At 71.5% G+C, this 21547-nt stretch carries 14 protein-coding genes; 8 read left to right on the top strand and 6 right to left on the bottom strand.

All coding sequences use genetic code 11. The annotated features are described in order from the left end of the window. Positions 1-292 precede the first annotated feature (292 nt). Positions 293-1252 carry a helix-turn-helix transcriptional regulator gene (locus ACZ5IK_RS43755; protein ID WP_101606851.1) on the top strand — a complete coding sequence of 320 codons (960 nt, stop codon included), beginning with the start codon at positions 293-295 and terminating at the stop codon, positions 1250-1252. Here the strand turns inward: ACZ5IK_RS43755 and ACZ5IK_RS43750 are convergent. Beyond that, positions 1211-2596: an MFS transporter gene (locus tag ACZ5IK_RS43750; protein WP_465493118.1), complete on the bottom strand. Its 1386-nt coding sequence runs from the start codon at positions 2594-2596 to the stop codon at positions 1211-1213. The two genes, ACZ5IK_RS43755 and ACZ5IK_RS43750, sit on opposite strands and share 42 nt — an antisense overlap. Before the next feature lie 159 nt (positions 2597-2755). Continuing rightward, entirely contained in the window at positions 2756-3370 is a 615-nt protein-coding gene (locus ACZ5IK_RS43745) for a TetR/AcrR family transcriptional regulator (RefSeq protein ID WP_410604679.1), read from the bottom strand. Between the two features lie 123 nt (positions 3371-3493). On the opposite strand from ACZ5IK_RS43745, the gene ACZ5IK_RS43740 reads away from it, so the two are divergent. Both ACZ5IK_RS43740 and ACZ5IK_RS43735 read left to right on the top strand, forming a co-directional pair. Next, the gene (locus ACZ5IK_RS43740) at positions 3494-4246 is read left to right on the top strand and encodes an SDR family oxidoreductase (protein ID WP_465493117.1); all 753 of its coding nucleotides are present in this window, start codon (positions 3494-3496) and stop codon (positions 4244-4246) included. Continuing rightward, complete coding sequence (locus ACZ5IK_RS43735; RefSeq protein WP_465493116.1) at positions 4243-5028, top strand: SDR family oxidoreductase; 786 nt, start codon at positions 4243-4245, stop codon at positions 5026-5028. The genes ACZ5IK_RS43740 and ACZ5IK_RS43735 overlap by 4 nt, the downstream gene beginning before the upstream one ends. Positions 5029-5074: 46 nt before the next feature. On the opposite strand, the gene ACZ5IK_RS43730 is transcribed toward ACZ5IK_RS43735, so the two are convergent. After that, on the bottom strand, positions 5075-5563 hold the full coding sequence (locus ACZ5IK_RS43730) for a beta-class carbonic anhydrase (protein WP_465493115.1): 489 nt from the start codon (positions 5561-5563) through the stop codon (positions 5075-5077). Between the two features lie 217 nt (positions 5564-5780). On the opposite strand from ACZ5IK_RS43730, the gene ACZ5IK_RS43725 reads away from it, so the two are divergent. The 5 genes from ACZ5IK_RS43725 to ACZ5IK_RS43705 all read left to right on the top strand — a co-directional run bounded on the left by ACZ5IK_RS43725 (position 5781) and on the right by ACZ5IK_RS43705 (position 16011). Beyond that, positions 5781-6116: a hypothetical protein gene (locus tag ACZ5IK_RS43725; protein WP_465493114.1), complete on the top strand. Its 336-nt coding sequence runs from the start codon at positions 5781-5783 to the stop codon at positions 6114-6116. 541 nt (positions 6117-6657) lie between these two features. Next, positions 6658-7323, top strand: coding sequence for a helix-turn-helix transcriptional regulator (locus ACZ5IK_RS43720; RefSeq protein WP_410604676.1), 666 nt, complete (start codon positions 6658-6660; stop codon positions 7321-7323). 490 nt (positions 7324-7813) lie between these two features. Beyond that, positions 7814-10519: an AAA family ATPase gene (locus tag ACZ5IK_RS43715; RefSeq protein WP_465493113.1), complete on the top strand. Its 2706-nt coding sequence runs from the start codon at positions 7814-7816 to the stop codon at positions 10517-10519. Next, positions 10516-13275, top strand: a complete 2760-nt coding sequence (locus ACZ5IK_RS43710) for an AAA family ATPase (RefSeq protein ID WP_465493112.1) — start codon at positions 10516-10518, stop codon at positions 13273-13275. The genes ACZ5IK_RS43715 and ACZ5IK_RS43710 overlap by 4 nt, the downstream gene beginning before the upstream one ends. A gap of 9 nt (positions 13276-13284) precedes the next feature. Continuing rightward, positions 13285-16011 carry an AAA family ATPase gene (locus tag ACZ5IK_RS43705; protein ID WP_465493111.1) on the top strand — a complete coding sequence of 909 codons (2727 nt, stop codon included), beginning with the start codon at positions 13285-13287 and terminating at the stop codon, positions 16009-16011. Positions 16012-16017: 6 nt separating this feature from the next. Here ACZ5IK_RS43705 and ACZ5IK_RS43700 read toward each other — a convergent pair whose 3' ends face one another. The 3 genes from ACZ5IK_RS43700 to ACZ5IK_RS43690 form a co-directional block, all read right to left on the bottom strand. Continuing rightward, the gene (locus tag ACZ5IK_RS43700) at positions 16018-18789 is read right to left on the bottom strand and encodes a helix-turn-helix transcriptional regulator (protein ID WP_465493110.1); all 2772 of its coding nucleotides are present in this window, start codon (positions 18787-18789) and stop codon (positions 16018-16020) included. 245 nt (positions 18790-19034) lie between these two features. After that, on the bottom strand, positions 19035-20594 hold the full coding sequence (locus tag ACZ5IK_RS43695; protein WP_465493109.1) for an MFS transporter: 1560 nt from the start codon (positions 20592-20594) through the stop codon (positions 19035-19037). Then, entirely contained in the window at positions 20591-21529 is a 939-nt protein-coding gene (locus tag ACZ5IK_RS43690; RefSeq protein ID WP_465493108.1) for an ACP S-malonyltransferase, read from the bottom strand. Before ACZ5IK_RS43690 ends, ACZ5IK_RS43695 begins: the two co-directional genes overlap by 4 nt. Positions 21530-21547 lie beyond the last annotated feature (18 nt).

Below are 21547 nucleotides of genomic sequence, written 5' to 3'. Positions count from 1 at the left end.
GTGAGCCGCCATCCCGTAGTGGTCAGTGGCCGCGTGAACCGAGTGTGGAGGATTTAGGACGTTGAGCGTCCCGAATCCTCCACGCTCGAACCCTGTCGCGGCGAGATTCCGGTGTCATCGAGCTCCGAGACCGGAGTGACCCCCTCGACTACCGCACCTCGCCTTCGCCCTGGTCACGCGTAGGTAGGCAAATACCGGTCCGCTCTAACCGTCCTTACCACTCACGACCCCAATGCGGACCGGAACTGTCCTCGATGTCTGCCACACTCCTCCTCATGAAGCGAGCGAACCGATGACCACGGGCACGTCGGCCCGGCTGCTGAGGCTGCTGTCGCTGCTGCAGGCGCGGCGGGACTGGCCGGGCGCCGACCTGGCCGACAGGCTGCGGGTGGACGTCCGCACGGTCCGGCGTGACGTCGAGCGGTTGCGGGAGCTGGGCTATCCGGTGCACGCGACGCCGGGTGTCGCCGGTGGTTACCGGCTCGGTGCGGGGGCCGCGCTGCCGCCGCTGCTGCTGGACGACGACGAGGCCGTCGCGGTCGCAGTCGGGCTCCGTACGGCCGCGAACGGGACGGTGTCGGGCATCGAGGAGACCTCGGTGCGCGCACTCGCGAAACTGGAGCAGGTGCTGCCCGCCCGGCTGCGGCACCGGGTGACCGCGTTCAACACCGCGATGATCCCGCTCGGCGGCGTCGTGCCGGTCATCGACGCGGAGGCGCTGACGGTCATCGCGTCCGCGTGCCGCGATCATCAGCGGCTCCGGTTCGGCTACCGCAGTCACCACGGCGACGTCAGCGAGCGCCACATCGAGCCGCTGCGCCTGGTGCACACCGGCCGCCGGTGGTACCTGGTCGCGTTCGACCTCGACCGCGAGGACTGGCGGACCTTCCGCGTCGATCGTATCGACGGCGTCCCGGACACCAGTTTCCGCTTCACGCCGAGGGAACCGCCCGCCGAGGACCTCGCCGCCTATGTCTCCCGCGGGATCACGTCGTCGCCGTATCCACACCAGATGGTGTTGCGGGTGCAGGCCTCGGCGGACGCGCTCGCCGAATACGTGTCTCCGACCGTCGGGACGATCGAGGCCATCGACGAGCACACCTGCCGGGTCAGGGTCGGATCCAACGACCTTTCCGTGATGCCTTACTACCTCGCCCATTGGGACGTCGACTTCGTGGTGGAAGAGGCGCCGGACGAGGTCAAGGAGCGGCTACGGCTGGTCGCCGACCGCTTCGCGCGGGCGGTCGACTGAGTCCGAAGTGGACTGTGCGGCTCGCTTGGCGCGTTTGGCCAGCAGGCCGATCGAACCGAGGGAAATCAGGGCCAGCACGATGATGTAGAGCGAAACCGACATCGACGTCCCGGTGGATTCCAGCAGTAGCACCATGATGAACGGCGCGAGTCCGCCGCCGACGACCGCGCTGATCTGGTAGCCGAGTGAGGCGCCGGTGTAGCGCATCTCGGCGGTGAACAGTTCGGCGAACAGTGCCGCCTGCGGGCCGTACATGATGCCGAGGAACAGCGACCCGACGAACGAGGCGACCACGAACAGCGGCAGGGAAGCCGTGTCGATCAGCAGGAACATCGGGATCGCCCAGAGCGCGACCCCCGCCGCGCCGAAGGTGTAGATCTTGAGCCTGCCGATGCGGTCGGACAGCTTCGCCGACAACGGGATGATCGCCAGCTGCAGCGTGCTGATCAGCAGGGTCGCGACGAGCACGGTGGTCCGTGACATCCCCAGATGGCGGGTGGCGTAGTCGAGGACGCCGTTGAGCAGGATGTAGAAGGTGGCGGTGTTGACCATGAACGAGCCGCCCGCCAGCAGGACGGTGCCCTTGTGGTTGCGCATGACATCGCGCAGCGGCGACTTGGCGCGGCCGCGTTCCTCGGCGGTGAGTTTCGCTTCGGCACGGCGGTATTCCGGGGTTTCGTCGATCTTGACGTGCATGTACCAGGCGAGCCCGAGCACGAGGATGCCGACAAGGAACGGGATCCGCCACGCCCAGGTGAGGAAGTCCGACGGCGGCGCGACCTGCGCGGCGATCAGGAACACCGTGTTCGCCAGCACCACGCCGATCGGGACGCCGAGCTGGACCAGGCTGCCGTAGAGACCGCGTTTGCCCGGCGGCGCGTACTCGGTGGCGAGCAGCATCGCGCCACCCCACTGCGCGCCGACCGCGACGCCTTGCACGAGCCTGAGAAGCACCAGGAGGATCGGCGCGGCGATGCCGATCGTGTCGTAGGTGGGGAGCAGGCCGATCAGCGTCGTCGCCGCCCCCATCAGCGCGATCGCCATTACCAGCACGGGTTTCCGGCCGCGTTTGTCGCCGATGCTGCCCGCGATGATCCCGCCGAGCGGCCGGGCGAGGAAGCCGACCGCGAAGGTCGCGAACGAGGCGAGGACACCGGCCGCGGCGTTGGTGGTGGGGAAGAAGGTCTTCCCGAAGACCAGGGCGGCGGCGATCCCGAAGACGAAGTAGTCGTACCACTCGACCGACGACGCGAGCGCCGCCGCGGTCGCGGCCCTCCTTCGCTGGGACACGGTGATCGTCGGTTCGGCGGCGGTTTCCGGGGCGTTCGGAGCACTGTCGGCCATCTGGATGCCCTTCGCTCGGCGCTGCTGCGGCGATGCAGTCCGGGCAAGTTAACAACCGCTTAGTATGTGGTCAACGTCTCAGCGGGTATTTCTCGATACCGACCGGTTGGTATGTCACTCTGGTGGCGGTATCGCCGACGGAGGTCGATCAGTACCCGGTCAGGAGAGTTTCGTGCCGAGCATGCGGAGCACCAGCTCGCTGTACTCCTGGCCCAGCTTCTTCGGTGTCTGGCGGGCGCGATCGCTGTACCAGCGGGAGACGTCGACGCCGAGCGAGAGCACGGCGCGGGCGGCGGTGTGCGGGTCGCCGACGGTGAACACGCCCGTCCGCGCGCCCTCGGTGATGACCTCGCGCACGATCTGCTCGATGCGGCGGCGCAGTTTCGCGACGATCTCGAACTCCTCGTCCGGGAGCGCGTGCAGTTCGTACTGCACGACGCGCGCCACGGTGTGCCGCCGCGCGTGCCACGCCACGAAGTCCTCGACCAGCAGCCGGATCCGTTCGACGGGGTCGGTCTCGCGGGCCACGACGCTCTCGACCAGTGAGAGGGTCTGCTCGTGGCCGTACTTGGAGATCGCGAACAGCAGCGCGGCCTTGGACGGGAAGTGCACGTACAGCGCCGCGGGGCTCATGCCCGCCGCCGAGGCGATGTCCCGGGTGGTGGTCGCGTGATAACCGCGCCGGGCGAAGGACTCGACCCCGGCCAGCATCAGCCGTCGTGCCGTCTCCGGCTGGACGTCTGGCCACAGTTCGGCCGACAGCGACATGGTCATCCGCAGATCCTCCCAGAGGCTCGTACCGGATGGTGGGCTTGACACCACCTCCGGCCCTTCCCATTGTAAGTGAGCGCTCGCTTAGTGACTGCGCTCGTCGGTGAACACAGAGGAGATCGAAGAGTGAACTCGTTCAAGGATCGCGTCGCGATCGTCACCGGCGCCAGCCGGGGTATCGGCCTCGGGATCGCCAAGGACCTGGTCGAGCGCGGCGCGAAGGTGTGCATCACCGCGCGCAAGCCGGAGCCACTGGCCGAGGCCGTCGCCGAACTGGGCGGGGAAGCCGTCGCGATCGCCGTCCCGGGCAAGGCCGACGACACCGCGCACCAGGACGAGGCCGTCGCCAAGACGATCGAGGCCTTCGGGCGGCTGGACATGCTGGTCAACAACACCGGCATCAACCCCGTGTTCGGACCGACCCTGGACATCGATCCCGAAGCCGCGGCGAAGATCTTCGCCGTGAACGTGCTCGCGCCGCTTTCGTGGACGCGCCGGGCGCGCGACGCGTGGATGGGGGAGCACGGCGGGGCGGTGGTGAACGTCGCGTCGGTCGCCGGACTCGGCGCGTCGCCGGGGATCGGCATGTACGGCGTCAGCAAGGCCGCGCTGATCCGGCTCACCAAGGAACTCGGCTTCGAGCTGGGGCCGAAGATCCGGGTGAACGCCGTCGCGCCCGCGGTGGTCAAGACCAAATTCGCGACCGCCCTGTACGAAGGCCGGGAGGAAGAGGTCTCCGAGTCGTACCCGATGAAGCGGCTCGGGGTGCCGGCCGACATCGCGAGCGCGGTGTCGTTCCTGCTCTCGGAAGAAGCGGGCTGGATCACCGGGCAGACGGTCGTCCTCGACGGCGGCGTGACGCTGGCGGGTGGCCTGTGACCGCGTCGTTCACCGGTGCGGGTGTCGTCGTCACCGGTGGCGGCGGCGGTATCGGCGCCACCCTCGCCCGCCGCTTTGCCGCCGAGGGGGCCAAGGTCGTCGTCGGCGACCTGAACGGGGACGCCGCGGCCGAAGTCGCGAAGGAGATCGGCGGGACCGCCGTTGCCGGGGACGCGGCGAGCGAGGCGGGCGTCGCGTCGCTGATCGAGACCGCCCGCGAGACCCTCGGCGAGATCGACGTCTTCTGTGCCAACGCCGGGATCGCGCCGATGGGCGGCGTGGACGCGCCGGAAGAGGACTGGGCGCGGATCTGGGATGTCAACGTGATGGCGCACGTGCGCGCGGCACGGCTGTTGCTGCCGCCGTGGCTCGAGCGCGGCCGCGGGCACTTCATTTCGACGGTGTCGGCGGCGGGATTGCTGACCACCCTCGGTTCGGCATCGTATTCGGTGACCAAACACGGCGCGCTCGCCTTCGCTGAGTGGCTGTCGGCCACCTATCGGCATCGCGGCCTCACCGTGCAGGCGATCTGCCCGCAAGGCGTGCGGACGGCGATGCTGGAGAACACCGGCCCGGCGGGCGAACTGCTCATGGGCGCGTCGGCGATCCAGCCGGAGCAGGTCGCGGACGCGTTGTTCGAGGCCATCGCCCACGAACGTTTCCTGGTCCTGCCGCACCCCGAGGTCGCGGATTACTACGCCGCGCGCGCCACGCAGACCGACCGCTGGCTCGGCGGGATGAACAAACTGCAGCGCAAGGTGGAGCAGGTCATCGGCGAATGACCGGAACGGGCCGCGACCGTGCGCGCGGTCGCGGCCCGCGCCCCGGTCAGGCGACCTCGTTCAGTTTTCCGGTGGCGACGTCGAAGACGAAACCGCGGACGGAATCCTTCTCGGGGATGAACGGGCTGTTCTTGATGCGCGCGATCGACTGACGCACGTCGGCGTCGAGGTCGCCGAAGGCTTCGGCGGCCCAAGACGGTTTGACGCCGACGTCCTCCTGGATGGATTTCTTGAAGCCGTCGTCGGTGAAGGTCAGCATTCCGCAGTCGGTGTGGTGGATGAGGATGATTTCCCTCGTGCCGAGCAGGCGCTGGCTGATCGCGAGCGAACGGATTTCGTCCTCGGTGACGACGCCGCCCGCGTTACGGATGACGTGCGCTTCGCCTTCCTGGAGGCCGAGGACGCCGTAAACGTTGATCCGGGCGTCCATACAGGCGAGCACGGCGACATGCTTGGCGGGCGGCAAGGGAAGCGGCCCGGAAAAGCGCGCGGCGTAGTCGGCGTTGTTGGCCAGGAGTTCGTCGGTGACGGACATGGTGATCCTTCCGATCGGAGTACCGACGAGTGGACCGTTGGGATGCACGCATGCGCAACCGTGCCCATGAGCTGGGACCGGGATCGGCTGAACAGGTGGGTGAACCAAGCCGGGGCGCGCCGGGTTTCGAACGGGGCCCTTCGGTCGAGAAGGTTGATCTTCTCCCGGGGATCGGCCACTGTAGGCGTGGGGTCTTGCTCGCGGTAAGGAAAACTCAATGAACAAGCGCTTCGTGGTCCGTGGGGCCGTTCTCGCCGCGACCCTCGCGGGCTCCGTGCTCACCGGGGGAACGGCGATGGCGAGCACCGCGGAACCGTGCGCTGCCGGGGCGTCGGGTGACGTCGCGGCGGCTTCCTGCACGCCGTACCGCAAGCAGAGTGAAGGCTGGAGCAGCAAAACCTCCTGTAACCGCGCCGGGAACGAGGGCGCGCAGGCGATGCGCTGGGCCGGCTGGAACTGCAACCAGGCGCTGGCGGGCTGGGAGCTGTGGGTGCGCACCTGCACCGCGCTGGCCGCCGAGAACGCCGCGGTGACCACGCGCGAAACCGTCTGATCCGCGCAGGGCCGTCCCGGGTGTGAAACATCCGGGACGGCCCTGTCACTTTCCCCGGTGTCCACAGTGGACGGCCAGGTTTCGGTCAAGCGATCGCTTCTGCGCCGAATGCCGATTCGGTCGATCGACAGGCGAGGACGGCGGTGTGCCGATCACCGGGCACCCGCTTCACGAATCCGCTCCGGCGACGGCGCAAAGACGCCGGGATCTACCTTAAATCAATGTTAAGGACCGGCGGATTCGGTGCTATCTTGACTGGGCGAAACGCGAGAAGTTCTTCACTCGGAATTCGCCTCGCATCCCTCGTGGTGCGGGCTCGCCGTGAGGGTTCGGTCGCCGAATCCGCCGCTGAGCTGAGGATTCTCCCGCTGGGCCGCCGATACCGAACCTTCGGTACGGCCTGTCCGCACGGTGGGTTCGGTGGCCACGAACTGCTGCGGAATTCGTTGACCCCGTCGAGAGCCGGTTCGTAGTGTTTGCCGAGTCTTGGGCAGGGACGGCTTTGGTGGACACGAATGGCTCAGGCAGAAGGGGGCTTTCCATGGCCGGCATCCGAACGATTTCTCCGATCGGCAAGTGGGCTTTCGACGCGGGTCGCACCGCGCGGCCCGGAATCATCAGTGAATTCGTGGAAGTCGCCGACATGCCACTGGCGGCGCTCAGCGCCGGGCTGCGGCTCGGTGGTGGCAACGCCGCCTTCTTCCGGCTGCTCGGCCGCCGTCCCGCCGACGTGCTCGGTGAATCGTTCCCCGAGCTCGTCACCACCGGTCCCGACCATCTGCGCGACCGGCTGAACCGGGTCGCCGAAGGCTGGGAGCAGCGGTTCCGCGGCAGCGTCACCGGGCTCGGCTCCGGCGGCGCCGACCGGCTGACCATCGTGGCGGGCCGGATGCGGGCGCCGGGTACGGCGATCCTGCTGACCGTGCTCCCGGAGGCGGGGCCCGCCGCGGCCCGCGCCGAGCAGCTGAGCTCGGTCAACGACATCGAGGCGAAGATCCTCCAGGGCATCGCCAGCGGCTTGTCCAGCCTGGAGATGGCCGACAAGTACTACCTGAGCCGCCAGGGGATCGACTACCACGTCGCCCGCTTGCAGCGGAAGTTCAAGGCGCGCAACCGGGTCGAACTGGTTTCGCGCGCCTTCGCCACCGGGCTGCTCGACTCGACGGCGTGGCCGCCGCGGGTGCCGGAGTCGCGGCGCGCGAGCTGAGCGCCCGGACTTGACGGGCGGATGGCCGCCGCGTGACGTGCTCGTGCGATTACGGTGCGGTCCCAGTGAACGGTCCGGCCCCAGCCGCTGTTCACCGTTGTATTTCGGAAGAATTCGTAATGATCTTCGAGGCATGTTCGCTCATCTGAGCGGCGCGGCCGGCCGGAGCGGACGCCGGGTGGCCTGCTGGGGTAAACCTGGACGTCATGGGTCGTTCACGATGCATTCCCTGGAGCGCGGTCTTCTGCCACACTTCGTCGCACCAGGCTCACGCGTGGTGCCGCGTCGAGTGTGGCCGTCCTGCCCTCGGAATCGCGCGCTCTCCGATTTCGCGCTCATCTGAGCGGTAGGCATCCCCGTAGCGAGGGATAACCCTCGCCGGGGTTGGCCGGTCTATTCGGTAAGACGATCACACGATGAGATGGAACCACGTAAGCGTTTGTTCGCTCTGTGTGATGGCAGCGACCCGATGGGACGACAGGAGGCGGAGATGGTGGACGCCAACAGACCCGGGCGCACGCTGGCCGGACGTGACGACGAGCTGCGCCGGCTCGCCGCGCGGCTGAGCCCCGGTGCGCCAGGTCAAGGCTCCGTCATCGTCGTACGAGGGCAGTCGGGTATCGGCAAGTCCAGCCTGCTGGACACCGCGCTGGCGGCTCTCACGGACACCGTCGTCTGCCGGGGCGCCGGTGTGCCGGGTGAAGGGGCCGCGGCTTCCCGGGAACTGCTCGCGGGACTGCGCCAGGCCGGTGCGCCGGTCTCGGATCCGGCCGACTTCGCCGCCTGGTACGAGGGATTCGCGGCCTGGGCGGGCGGGCGGCCCGCGATCGTGCTCGCCGTCGACGACGTGCAGTGGTGTGACGAACCGACGTTGCGATGGCTGAGTCTCATCGCCCGCCACGCGACGCGGTTGCCGGTGCGGATGATCCTGGTCCGGTCGGCCGCCGACGGTCCGGACGGGGTGGCGGAACGGTTGGCGGACCTCGAATCCTGGTACGGCACCGAGGTGCTCGACCTCGGCCCGCTGCCCGCGGAGGCGGTCGCCTCGCTGGCGCGCGAGGCCGTCGGATCGGAGCCGGGGGAAGCGTTCGTGCGGCACTGCGTCGAGCAGTCCGGCGGGAATCCCTTGCTGCTGCGGGAGATGCTCGACGAACTGGGCAAGGTCGCGGCGGGTGTCGCGCCGGTGGCCGGTTCCGCGGCGGGAGCCGCGCTGATCCACTCCCTGTTCACCGGCGTCCCGGACTACGCCCGGTCGGTCGCCACCGCCATCGCGGTACTCGGCGGGCAGGACCTCTCCCTGGTGGCAAGGCTGGCCAAGGTGCCGGCCCGCACCGCCGGAACCGCCGTCGACCTGCTGCGGAGTCAGCACATCCTTGCGCAGGAAGGGTTTTCCTTCCGGCACGACCCGGTGCGGGAAGGGCTGCTCGACGCCCTCGATCCCGCCGAGCTCGGCCGGTGGCGGCGTACCGCGGCGATTCTGCTGAGCGACGCGGCCGGGTCGCCGGAGGAGGTGGCCGAGCATCTGCTCGAACTCGGTGAGCTGGACTCGTGGATGGTCGACCTGCTGAGGGACGCCGCGAGCTGCGCCTGCGACCGTGGAGCGCCCTGGGACGCGCTGCGCTATCTCCGGCCCGCCGCGGCGGCGAGGCCTTCCGACGCGGGCCTGGCCGTTCAGCTCGCCGAGACGGTCGCGCTGCTGGAACCGGACAGCGGCTTCGACCTTCTGCGCCGCGCGCTCGAACTGCAGCAGGATCCGTCCGACCGCGCCAGGGCGGCGGTGAAGCTGGGCCGCGCGGCGCTGGTCGCCCGCCGCTGCGGGACCGCCGTCACCGTGCTGGACCGGGTGCTGACCGTCCTCGGTGGCGAGGTGGACCAGCAATTGCGGATCCATCTCGAAGGGCTGTTGTGCCTGGTGGGCATCGAAGATCGCGACAGCCTGCCGAAGCTCGACACCCGGATCCAGCCCCGGACCGGCGACGGCCCGGAAGCCGTCGTCGACGCCAGGCACCTGGCCGTGTGCGCCGTCGTCGCCGCCCTCGACGGAACCCGGCCGCGCGAGGCCGCCGAATGGGCGATGCGCGCGATCCGCGGGTACACCCCGACCACCGACGATTCGGCCGTCAGCTCCGCCGTACTGGCGCTGTTGCTGGCCGACGAGGTCGACGTCGCCAGGGACGAACTCACCAGGGCCATCGAGCTCGTCCCGGCCCAGCGCAGCGAGTACCTCGCTTTCCGCGGTCTGCTCGGGCATTGGTGCGGCGATCTCGCCACCGCGGCCGCCGACGCCGGACAGGCCTACGCGCTCAGCCGCCGTGCCGAAGGGCGCACCGGCGGTGTGGTCCCGCGCATCGCGCTCGCCACCGTCGCGGCCCAGCAGGGCGACACCTCGAAGGCGATGAAGTTGTTGCGGGAAGCGGATTCCCCGCAGTTGTGGGAGCACACGGTGATGCGCCCGTGGTTCCAGCTCGTCGACGCGCGAGTGCACTGGGCGGCGGGGGATCGCGAGGCGGCGCTGAAGCTGTTCCACCGCTGCGGCGAGAGCCTCGCCGACGTCGGCATCGCCAATCCGCTGCTGGCACCGTGGTGGTTCGAGGGCGCCTGCATGCTGGCGGGCGAGGGAGAATTCGAGGCCGCGGCGGAACTCGCGGCCGAAGGCGCCGGACCGGCGGCGCGGTGGGGCACCCCGCGAGCGGTCGGAATGGCCCGGCTCGCGACCGCGGTCGCCACCCGCGGCCCCGACCGGATCGGACTGATCGAGGAGGCGGCGGGCATCCTGGCCGGGTCTCCCGCCCGGCTGGAGGAAGCGCTGGCGGAGTTCCACCTCGGCCACGCGCTCGTCGAAGCGGGGGACACGGCCGCCGCGCGCGTCCGCCTGCGGCGCTGTGTCGAGCTGAGTTTGCGGACAGGGGACCGTTTTCTGCTCCGCCGTGCCCAGCGGACCGCCGCCGAGGCCGGTATCCCGAACGAGGTCTCCCCGCTCGATTCGCTGAGCCCCGCCGAACGGCACATCGCCCGGCTCGCCGGGCGCGGGATCAGCAACCGGGTCATCGCGGAACGCCTCTTCGTCACCGTCCGGACCATCGAAACGCATCTGACGAGCGTGTATCGCAAGCTGCGGATCAGCGGGCGGGGCGAGCTGGCCGTGATCGTCGGCCACGTCGACGACCGTCCCGTGCTGCTCGAAGGTGCCCGGTGAGCGCCGTCCGGCGGCTCGAAGCCGACGGCGCCGACGAACTCGTCGAGCGTGAGACCGAACTGCGCCTGCTCACCCGCCTGGTCGGGGATCTCGAACTCGGCCACGGCGGTTCCGCGCTCGTGCTCGGCCCGGCGGGCAGCGGGCGGACGGCGCTGCTGGACCAGGTCGCGTCGCTGGCCACCGAGCGGGGGCTTCAGGTATTCACCGCGCGCGGCTCGGCCACCGAGGCCGAGTTGCCGTACGGGCTCCTTTCCCAGCTGCTCGCTTCGATCCCGGAACTCGCGGACGTCCCGTGGCTGCACGCCGCGCTTTCGGACGGCACCGATGTGCAGGTCCTGCACGAACTGCTCTGCCAGCGGCTGCTGGAATCGGCCCGCCGCCGCCCGGTCCTGCTGGTCGTCGACGATCTCATCCTGGCCGACGAACAGTCCGAGGCCTGGCTGGCCGCGTTGCAGCGACGCCGGGGGAGCGACCCGGTGCTGCTCATCGCCGCGCATTCCGGCCCGCAGGACGCCGACGGCGACGGCGCGGATCCGCTGTGCCTCGGCGGTCTCCCCTGGGAGAACCGGCATGTCGTGCGGTTGCGGCCGTTGAGCGAGGCGGCGGTCCGGCGGCTGGTGCACGCGGTCCCGGCGCCGCGGCCGCCGGTGGCCGAGGTCTACGCGGCCACGCGCGGAAACCCCGCGCTGCTCGCGGAAGTGCTCGCCCGGTCGGCCGCGGGCCAGGGGCCCGGCGCGGAGATCACCGCGATCACCGCGGACGTGCGCCGGGACACCGTGCTCGACCTGCTCGCCCGGCTGCCGTCCGATCTCGCCGCGCTGGTGCGGACGATCGCCGCGATCGGCACCCTCGACGAGGCCTACCTGCGCCCGCTCGCCGCCCCGCTCGGGATGCCGCTGAACCGGGCGCTGCGGGTGCTGGCGGACTCCGGCCTGATCGGGACCGATCCCGCCGAGCCGATGAACCCCCAGGTGGCCACGTGGGTCCTGGCCGCGACCGGCGCGGAGGAGCGGGCGGGGACGCGACGGCGGGCCGCCGAGCTCGGGCATCGCCGGGCCGCCCCGGAGGAAGACGTCGCCGGGCTGCTGCTCGGTTCGCAGCCGGTCGGCGAGGCTTGGGCGCTGGAGACACTGCACGCGGCCGCGTTGCGCCGACGCGAAGCCGGGGACCACACCGAAGCGGCCCGGTACTACCGGCGGGCGCTCGCCGAACCCGCGCCGCCAGGGACGTCGGCCCGGTTGCGGCTGGAACTGGAGACGGTCGAGGCGTCGTCGTGCCCGTTCACCGGCGGGTTGCGGCTGGCCAGGGCGACCCGGGTCTCCAACGGCGACGACACCGTCCGAACGCGACTGTCCGCTGTGGACCTGATGATGCAGCGAGGGGCCAGGGACGACGCGCTGCGCGAGCTGGCCGTGTTGAGCGAGGCCGTGGCCGACGACCGGGATCGCGCGGATCTGACGGCGTTGCACTGGCTGGCCGAAGGGACCGGCGCGGGGGCCGTCCTCCTCGGCATTCCGGCCTTGTCGGACCTGGACCCGGCATCGCTGACCCCCGAGCAGACGGCGGCCGCGTCCTGGCTGGCGACGACGGCGTGCCGCGACGGGCGAGTGGCCCGCAGACTGGCCCGGCGCGCGGCGGATCCGTCGAACGAGCCCATGACCCTCTACTCGACGCGGCTGGCGCTGGCCATCACCTTCACCCAGACCGACGACGTCCTGGAAGCGCTTTCCGTCTACGAGGAAGTGATCGCGGACGCGAGCGCCGCCGGGGCGGGCGTGCCGGTGGCGCTCGGCCTCACCGGCCAGGCCTGGATCCACCTGCAACGCGGTCGCGTGCAGGCCGCGGAGGACGCGCTCGCCAAGGCCACCGTGTCCGGTCCACCGGACGGCTGGCCGCCGACGGTCACCGCGTCGCTGAGCACGATCGCGATCGCGGCGGCGCTCACCCGCGGCGATCTCGAGGCCGCCCAGCGCGCCGTCGACGCGGCTGTCGACGGCGGGCCGCTGTACTCCACGCCGTATCTGCTCTTCATGCGCGGGTTGCTGGAACTGGACCTGAAACGCCACCGGCGGGCACTGGGGCTGTTCCAGGAATGCGGCAGGCGGATGAACGCGATCGGCTGGCAGAACCCCGGACTGGTGCCGTGGCGTTCGCATGTCGCCATCGCGGCGCAGGCGCTCGGCGACGAGCACACCGCCGCCGCGATGATCAGCGAGGAATGGCGGCTGGCGCAGGATTGGGGCACACGCACCGCGATCGGGCGGACCCATCTGGGCGCGGGTGTCGCGGTGCGGTCCGAGGACGCGGTGTTCCGGCTGACGCAGGCCGTCAACGCGCTCCAGCAGTCGCCCGCCAGGGTGCTCTACGTCGAGGCGGTGCTGCTGCTCGCGGCCGCGCAGATCAACCGGGGTCAGACCAGCGGCGTGCCGCGCCTGCTGCGCGAGGCCGAGCGGCTGGCCACCGCGTACCAGCTCGCGTGGGCGACTTCCCGCATCGCCGACCTCGGGAAACGGCTGTCCGACCGGCCTCGGCGGTCCTATCGCACGGCGTCCCGGCGATGGCGGGCGCTCTCGCCCGCCGCGACCGACCTCGTCCGCCGCGTGCTCGCGAACGCCTCCAACGCCGAACTGGCGGAGGAACTGGGCGTGAGCAAACGCGCCGTCGAGCTCCGGCTCACCGCGATCTACCGGCAGCTCGAGGTCACCGGGCGGGCCGAACTGCGGGAGCTGTTCGACGCGCTGGACAAGGAGCTCTGATCCGTCGTCATGATGATCGAGCGAGTCGACCAGCAGGCCGCGATCGCCGGGGCCGTCGCCGAGGCGCGTGCCGGGGCGGGGCAGTTCGTCGTCGTCCGCGGCGGGCTGGGCGCCGGCCGGTCCGCGCTGCTGCACGCGGCGGGGGAGGAGGCCGCCGCGCGGGGCGTGCGCGTCGTCCGGGCGGCCGCGACCCCGCTGGAGCGGGGCGTCTCCCACGGCGTGGTCTGGTTGCTGCTGGAACCCTTGCTGGAATCCGGCCGCCGCGGGGAGTTGCTCACCGCGGTCCGGGCCGACAGTGAGTTCCCCGCCGATCCGCCCGACGCGCGCCGCGCCCATCTCGTCCTGCACGAACTGCTGGAACTGTTCACGGAGATGGTGCGCGACACCGGTCCGGTCGCGCTGCTGGTGGACGATCTGCAGTGGGCCGACGCGGCTTCGGCGCGGTGGCTCGCGTATCTGGCCAAGCGGATGAGCCGCCTGCGGGTCCTCGTCGTGGCGACCCTGCTGGAGGGTGACGACTCCGCGGACGACGTCGTGGTCAAGGACATCGCCCGGACCGCGGCGCGCACGGTGCACGCCACCCCGCTCTCGGCCGCCGGTGTCCGGTCCTACCTGACCGCCCGCTGCGGAGCCGAACCCGCGGACGAGTTCGCGGACGTCTGCCACGCCCGCACCGGCGGTTCGCCGATGCTGCTGGACGCGCTGGTCAACGCGATGCTCGGACACGGTCTGCGGCCGATCGCCCCGGCCGCGGCCGAACTCGCCGCGCTGCGGCCCTCGCCCGCCGCGGCCCGGCTGACCCGGTGCCTGCGCGCCCAGCCGGACGACGTCTCCGCGGTGGCCAAGGCGATGGCCGCGCTCGGCGGGTCGACCGAGCCCGGTGTCCTGGCCGAACTCGCCGACCTCGACTCGCCGGACTTCGACGCGGCCTTGCGCGCGTTGCGGCGGCTGGGACTCGTCGAAGCCCCCGCCGACGGGCTGCTGCGGTTCGCGGGGGAGATGGCGGGCGATCTCGTCGCCGACCAGCTCAGCGCGGACGAACAGGACCGTTTGCACCTGCGCGCCGCGAATGTCCTCTACCGCAACGGAAGGCCGGTCGAGCAGATCGGACGGCAGCTGCTGGCCACGGTCGCCGAACCTGAGCCGTGGGCCGCGGAGGTGCTGCGGACCGCGGCCAGTGCCGCGCTGGCGAACTCGTCGCCCCAGACGGCCGCCCAGTATCTGCAGCACGCGCTGGCGCATCCGGGGGCCGACCGCGCGGAACTGCTCGTCGATCTCGCCGCCGTCGAACGCGGCTACGACCTGCCCGCCGCCCACCGGCATCTGCACCAGGCGCTGGGCCTGATGCGGGATCCGGTGGACCGCGCGTTCGCGCTCGGCCTGCTCCCGGTGGTGACCGGGCTGCGGTTCGCCGCGGACGTCCGCCGCCTCCGGCAGGTGCTCGCGGAGCTGCGGGAGGTACCCGGTCCGGACGCGGCCGACGCGGCGTTGCGCATGGAGGCCCGTCTTCGCTATCTCGAACGGGGTGTCCCCGGTGCCGGCGACGCGGCGGCGGACCGGCTGGCGGAACTCGGTCCCGCGCCCGCCCAGGATTCCTCGGCCCAGCGGGAACTGGTCGCTGTCCTGCTGTACCTGATGACCGTCGCGGGCGTCGCACCCCGGGAGTCCATTGTGGACATCGCCAGGCAGGTGCTGGAGCGGGAACCCGGTTCGCCGGACCAGATGTACACCACGCTGCCGCTCACGGTGCTGGTGCTGGCCGCCGCCGATTCGCTCGACGGCGTCGACTCCTGGCTCGCCGCGGCGTGCGGTCCCGCGGCGGATCCGGACCTGCCGACGCTGGTCGCCTGGGCGGGACAGTCGCTCGTGGCCTCCGCCACCGGCCTGCTCGGCGTGGCCCGCGACCGGGCGCAGGCGGTACTGACCTCGGCGGGTCCCAGCCGGGTCGGGATCACCATGACGGCCATGCGCGTGCTGGCCGAAATCGCGATGGAGCAACGAGATCCGGCACTCGCGCGGCTGATCGTCGACCATCTGGAGGTCGAACACGACCCCTGGCTCCGATCGCTGGCGTACGGCACCTTGGCCCTGACCGAGGCCAATCACACCGCGGCCGCCGAGTACTTCCTCGACTGCGTGCATCAGCTGGAGCGGTTCGGGAACCGTGTGCTGCTGCCATTGCGCGGCCAGATCGCCCTTCTGCTCGCGGCGACCGACGATCCGAAGCGGGCGGAAGCGGTCGCGCAGGGCGAGGTCGAGCGGGCGTTGTCGTGGGGTGCGCCGTCGTCGGTGGGGCGCGCGCTGCGGATCCGCGCGACGCTGCTCGACCGGGACGAGGACGCCGTCCCGGTGCTGCGCGAGGCCGCGGAAACGCTGGCCCGCTCGGGAGACCGGCTCGAACTCGCCCGCACGCTGATCCTGCTCGGGGAACGCGGCACCGGACCCGACGCCCGCGAGCGGCTGCTGGAGGGCCGCAGCCTGGCGGCCGGATGCGGGGCGAGCTGGCTGACCGGGTCCGCGGAGCCGCCGGACCAGGCGGACGGCGGACTGCTGACCGCGACCGAGCAGCGCGTGGTGGAACTGGCGGTGTCCGGCCGCCGCAACCGCGACATCGCGGAACTGCTGGAGGTCACCGTGCGCGCGGTGGAGAAGCACCTCACCAGTTCGTATCGCAAGCTGGGCATCAGTGGCCGCGCCCAGTTGGCCGCGGCGATGCGCGGCCATCGGGCGGGCTGAGCCCGGTCAGGATCCGGCGGGGCCGAGGCGTCCCTGCAGCCACGCCGCCGCCAGCTCCACCCGGGACTGGCTGCCGGTGCGCTCGAACAGCGACGTCAACCGGGCTTCGATGCGCTTCTCGCTGACCTGCAGCGCCGCCGCGATCTGCCGGTTCGTGCGGCCGCTCGCGATCAGGCCGACGATGTGGCGTTCCAAGGGATCCAGCCCCGCCCGGTCGGTCCGGTCCGCGCGGTCGGGGGAGAAGGCGATCCGGTGCCGATCGAGCAGCTCCGAAACGGGCGCGAGCGCGACGACGGCGTCCAGGCGCTTCAACGTCCGGTGCGCCTCCAGCAGCGACGGCCCGGGGACCGGGCTCACCTCGCCGAACGCCGTGCACGCCTCGGCGATCCGGAAGACGTCACCGGACTGCCGCGCCAGTTTGACCCCGGCGCGTACCGACTCCATGTCCCCGCGCACGAGACCCCCGCACACCAGTGCCGCCTCCTGGACCGACGCGGTCGGGCTGCGGACGGCGAGGCTCTCGAGTTCGGCGAGCAGGCGGGTCACGGTCTCGGTGTCCCCGTACAGCCTCGCTCCGTGCAGGAGCCGGGCGAGCAGGCGTTCCATCCCCGCCCGCACCCCGCGGTCGCGGCAGTCGAGGTAGTCCCGCCAGCCGCGAGCGAGGGCTTCGTCGTGCTTCCCTTCGGACTGGTGGAGCAGGCACCTGACCCACGCGACGTACGCGTCGGCGGAAGTCCGGAAAGGCAAGCGGCGCAACCAATCCGCCGCCCGATCGGGTTGGGCGCGCTGGGCGCAGATCTCCGCGGCGAACACACTCGCGAACCGGTGGCGACGGGGCGGGTCCCACCACAGGCGGTCGCCTTCGAGCTGCCGGGCCAGCGACAACGCCGCGTCCCACTCGCCCTCGCGGTAAGCCTGCCGGACCATATGCCAATCGACCGCGAAACCGGACGTCGGCGGTTGGTAGCGGCCGCGCAGCAAGACGTTCAGGACACTGACCGTGTCGAGGACCTCCGCGGCTTCGGCGACGTCCTCGTGCGGCGGCATTTCCGTCAGTACCAACCACTCCTCGGCCGGTCTGCCGCCGTCGCCCGGCAGCGCGCCCAGCAGGATCCCGGCGCCGAGGGCGAACAGCTGGTCGTCTTCCGCGCCACTGGCACGCGCGAGCGCCCGCACCGCTTCCGCGGCCGCCGGGCGGTCGGCCCGGTTGACCGCGTCGAGCAGCAGGCGGCAGTCGGGAACCTTGTCGAGGAGATGCGCGACTTCGGCGGCAAGAGGTCGTACGACGTCGAGTTCGGCGAGTCGTTGCTCGTGGGCGAGCGCGCCCAGCCAGCACATCAGGACGGTGGCGGACAGCCGGGCGGACGGCCCGGGGTCGGCGAGCCGCGGTGCGACGACGGTGGCGAGGTCGTCGGCCAGCGCGCCGTAGCCGCCCGCCGCGAGGCTGTCCGCGAGCAGGGCCCGGAGCACGTCGGGAAAGCGGTCGTCGGACGGGGCAAGCAGCCGGAGCGCCGCGAGCCGGTAGCGGCGCGCCGTCGGCATGTCGGTGTTCCCGCTCGCGGCCGCTTCGAGCAGCAGTCCCGCCGTCCCGGGATCCGGTGGTGACGGCGGGAGTTCGGCGAGATGCGGGGCGATTTCGGCGGGATCGGCCGGACCCCGGTCGAGGAGATCCCGCACGATCCTCCGGTGCAGCACCGTGCGCCAGCGCAAGCCGTGCTCCAGCCGGAGCCTGTCGGCCAGTGCGGGGACGGCGAACTCCACCACGCCGTCCGTCCCGCCGCGAAGGATTCCGGCCCGGACCAGGTCGTCGACAGCCTGGCCCGCGACCGACGGCGTCAGCGCGGCCGCGGAGGCCAGCCAAGGCAGTCTTTCGAGGGTCGGGACGCTTTGTTCGCTCAGTACCGCGATGATGGCGGCGAGCCGCCGGGCGCGCGGCCCGAGCCGCCGCAGTCTGAGCGTCTCGGCATGTCCCTCGGGCAACACGATCGGGGTTCCCGCGCCGGTCAGGCAGACGTGTTCGTCGACGACCGACAGCCTGCCGGAGACGCGCAGGCCCGCGACCGTCGCGCCGACCGTGCCGGGATTGCCGAACAGCGGGCCGAGCGCGGTGCGCACCGCGCTGACGAGCGCGGGATCGCTCGCGATCCGCCCGGCACGGGTGGTCCAGCCGGGCAGCAGCGCCGTCGTCTCCGCGGCGGTCAGCGGCCGGAGGCCCACCGTGCCGTCGGCGATGGCGAGCAGTTTGCCGACCGGTCCGCCGTCGGGATCCCGGCCCGCCGCGGTCGCGACGGTGACCGTCCCGGTGGCGCGGGCGCCCTCGGCGACCAGGGTGAGCACGGTGGCGAGCTCCGGTGGCAGCAGATCGAAGTCGTCGAACTGCAGGACGATCCGGCTGCGCGGGGCGAGGGTGGCGAGAACGGTGATCAGATCGTGGGCGGTCGTCTGCGGTGCGGTGCCGGAGCCCGACTCGAGCCGGGCCCGCAGCCAGGCCACCGCGCTGAGCATGCTGACCAGCTCGGGCCGGTCGAGGGTCGCGATCAGCTCGACCAGCTGGGTCGTCAGCCGGAGCAGTACGGTTTCGGGCTCGGGACCGGCGGGCACGGCCAGCACGGCGGCGCCGGAGCGGCGCCCGCGCTGGGCCAGCCCGGAGAGGACGGTGCTGCGGCCGCTGCCCACCGGGCCGTGCACCACCCAGATCGCACCGGACCCGATGAGTACCCGGTCCAAAGCGGCCTGCGCGTCGTCCGGTCCGGCGTTCGTGACGGCCGTCGCTCCCATTTCCCTCCTCGACCGGCGCGGGACCACGGCGCGGCCGGGCGACGGTCGCTCCGAGCATGGCGCACGGAGGACCGCTCGGTCGGGAGGTCAGGCGGCCGGGGCACCTTCGGCCAGCATAGTTGCCCCGGCGGACCACGGTCGACCGCTTCCACCAGAGTCGGCCGTCCCGAAGAAAGCGCTCTCCCCTCCCGCGTTTAGTCCTCTAGTTGCGGTCTTTAGCGTGCGTAACTACCGCAACTAGAGGACTAAATGCGGGTGGTGGGGGCGTCGGGGACGGGGTCGGGTTGCGGGTGGGGCACGTCGGTCTCGATCACCTTGGGGACGCCGCGCAGGCTCCGGAGCGCCACCACCGCGAGGACCACCATCACCGCCGCGCTGCCCAGCATGCTGGTGCGGATGCCGCCGACGAACGACTCCTCCGCGGCCGTGCGGACCGCCGTCGCCACCGGTTCCGGCAGGCCGGTCGCGACCGCCGCCGTGGCACTGAACGACTCCCGCACCTGGGCGGCCAGCTCGGGCGGTACGCCGGCGGGCAGGGTCAGCTCGGCGTGGTAGACGGCGGACAGCACGCTGCCGACCACCGCGATGCCGAGTGAGCCGCCGAGTTCGTAGGCGGTGGCGGAGATCGCCGACGCCGCGCCCGCGCGATCGCGGGGGACCGTGCCGAGGATGGTGTCGCCGGTGACGGTCAGCGTGAGCCCCGCGCCCGCGCCGAACGCCACCTGCGCGGCCAGCACCAGCACGTACGTCGATTCCGTGTTCACCGCACCGAACAGCCCGAAGCCGATCGACGCCAGCGCCAGCCCGCCCGACACCGTCGGCGCCCGGCCGAACCGGCGCACCGCCTTGGCCGCCAGGACACCGCCCGCGACGAGCGCCGCGATCGCGCCCGGGACGAACGCCAGCCCGGAGCGCAGCGGGCTCCAGCCCAGGACGAGCTGGAAGTACTGGCTGGAGATCAAGGCGAAGGCCGACATCGTGAACACCGACACCAGATTCGAACCGACGGAGGCCGAGAACCCGCGGCGCCGGAACAGGTCCAGGTCGATCAGCGGTTGTTCGAGCCGTCGCTGGCGGCGGGCGAACCACCACAGCGCCGCGCCTCCGACCGCGAAAGCGCCGAGCACCTCCGGGTACCACAGGCCGACGTAGAACGCGCCCTTCAGCGCGTACACCACGGCCACCAGTCCGACGATGGACAGCAGCACGCTGGGCAGATCGAGCCGCAACCGGCCGCTGGAGCGGGATTCCGGCACGACCCGGGCGGCGGCGAGGATCAGCAGCGCCACCGGGATGTTGACCATGAACACCGAACCCCACCAGAAGTGTTCCAGCAGCACCCCGCCGACGATCGGGCCGATCGCGAAGCCCGCGGCCGACACCCCGGCGGTGACGCCCACCGCGGCGGTCCGTGCCCGCTGGGTGGTGAAAACCGCGCGCAGCAACGAAGTCGTCGAGGGCAGCACGGCCGCGCCCGCCACTCCCAGCAGCGCGCGGGCCGTGATGAGCATTTCCGCGCTCGGGGCGTAGGCGGCCACCAGCGAGCCCAGCGCGAACGCGGCCACCCCGACCACGAGCACCCGCCGCCTGCCGAACCGGTCGCCGAGATTGCCCATGGTCACCAGCAGACCGCCCATGGCGAAGCCGTACACGTCCGCGATCCACAGCAGTTCCTCGGCCGAGGCGCCGAGTTGCGTGGTGAGCGCCGGGACGGCCAGGTGCAGCACGGTCATGTCGATCGCGACCATCAGCTGCGCCAGGCAGGACACCATGATCGTCGCGATGTCGCGGGCCTTGGAACTCATGCGGCCACCGCCTCGGGAAGGCGGGGCCGGGGTTTCGGTTTCAGCGTGCTCCGGAGGTCGGCGCGCAGGAGGGTGAACGCCGACGTCAGCCCGGGCAGCCGGTGCAGCAGGTGGTCCGGACCGGCGACGAGGACCCGGCCGACGCCGAGTTGGGTGAACCGGTGGACCAGCCTGGGCAGCCGTACCGCGTTGACCGTCGACTCCAGCAGGAGCGACGCCGCCTCGCCACCGGTCCGGATCGGCTCTCCGTCCTGATCGGACACGATCGGGAGGTCCGGGGCGGAAAACTCGAACTCGCCGAAGACCTCCTCCGAGAGCCTGTCGCGCAGCCCGCCGAGCGTCCGCGCGTGAGCGGCGGGACGCATGGTGGTGAGCGCGTATCCGCCCGCGGCCCGCACCCGGCGGACGAATTCGTCCAAATCGGACTCGCGCAGGGTCACCAGGTGGACTTCGTCGTCGAACCGGCCGGAGAGTTCGTGGCCGATCCCGTCGAGGATCTCGCCGAGTGCCGTATCCGGCGTCCGCACGATGAACTGGCTGACGAGATCCTGGTGCGCCGTCTCGAAATACTCCCGTTCCCGGCGTGCGACGGCGTCGACGAGCCGGACGAGATCCCCGAGCGGAAGGGCGCCCGCGCGGACCACGGCGGCGCGTTCGCCGAAGCTGGCGCCGCCGACCGCGACCGGTGCCAGCCCGTGCTCCCGCTCCACCCGTTCGGCGAGCGCCAGCGACGCGAGCACGAACGCGATCTGGGTGTGCTCGCTGTACTCTTCGCCCGTTCTGGCCAGCGGATCCAGCAAGGAGCGGCCGAGCGCGTGCTCCGCCGCGCCGAGCAGGCGCCGGGCCAGAGGGTCGATGACGAGGAACCTGCCCAGTTCCGAAGCACGGGCGGGACCCATGCCGGGGAAGAGGACGGCATCCGTGGAAATGTCCACTGTGCACACCCAGTTTCG

This window comes from Amycolatopsis sp. NPDC031561 (assembly GCF_055580625.1).
This window is presented reverse-complemented; position numbering and strand designations above follow the sequence as displayed.